General features: G+C 65.7%; 1 protein-coding gene. It reads left to right on the forward strand.

What is annotated here, in order from left to right; translation table 11 throughout:
* Nucleotides 1-1,223, forward strand: a 1,223-nt coding sequence (locus tag ACH4F2_RS36240; protein ID WP_398136833.1) for an acyltransferase domain-containing protein, incomplete at both ends; no start/stop codon positions are given.

The following is a 1,223-nucleotide window of genomic DNA, read 5'->3' on the forward strand; positions in this document are numbered from 1 at the left end:
TGGACCCTGTCCGCCGCCAGCGAAACCGCCCTGCACGCCCAAGCCGCCCGCCTCAAAACCTTCGCCCTCACCCACCCCGAACACACCCCCGCCGACATCGCCTACTCCCTCGCCACCACCCGCACCACCCTCACCCACCACGCCACCATCACCGGCACCACCACCCACGAACTCACCAACCAACTCGACCACCTCACCCCCACCCCCACAGCCCCACCCGGCAACCTCGCCTACCTCCTCACCGGCCAAGGCTCACAACGCCTCGGCATGGGACAACAACTCCACAACACCTACCCCGCCTTCGCCCAAGCCTGGAACAACACCTGCAACGCACTCGACCCCCACCTCGACCAACCCCTCACCACCGTCGTCTGGGGCAACAACCCCGACCTCCTCAACCAAACCCTCTACGCCCAAGCCGCCCTCTTCACCCTCCAAACCTCCCTCCACCACCTCCTCACCACCTGGGGCATCACCCCCCACCACCTCCTCGGCCACTCCCTCGGCGAACTCACCGCCGCCCACATCGCCGGCATCTGGACCCTCCCCGACGCCGCCCGCATCATCACCACCCGCGGCCGCCTCATGCAAAACCTCCCCACCAACGGCGCCATGCTCACCATCAACGCCCCCCACACCCACATCACCCCCCACCTCAACAACAACCTCACCATCGCCGCCATCAACACCCCCCACCACACCGTCGTCTCCGGCGACCAACACGCCATCACCACCCTCGCCACCACCCTCCACCACCAAGGCATCAAAACCCGCCAACTCCACGTCAGCCACGCCTTCCACTCCCACCACCTCAACCCCATCCTCAACGAACTCGACAACCTCTTCCACACCGTCACCTACCACACCCCCACCATCCCCATCATCAGCAACCTCACCGGCACCCACGCCACCAACGAAGACATCACCAACCCCCACTACTGGACCCGCCACGCCCGCGAAACCGTCCAATTCGCAAACGGCCTCAACACCCTCCACCACCACAACACCACCACCCTCCTCGAACTCGGACCCGACAACACCCTCACCACCCTCACCACCCTCAACAACACCCACACCGCCACCCCAACCCTCCACCCCCACCAACCCGAAACCACCACCCTCCTCAACGCCATCACCACCCTCCACCACCACAACCACCACCCCCACTGGCCCACCATCCTCCCCAACACCCACACCACCCCCCTCCCCACCTACCCCTTCCA

It is taken from the genome of Streptomyces sp. NPDC017890 (assembly GCF_044328675.1).
In the GTDB taxonomy this organism is placed as follows: Bacteria; Actinomycetota; Actinomycetes; order Streptomycetales; family Streptomycetaceae; genus Streptomyces.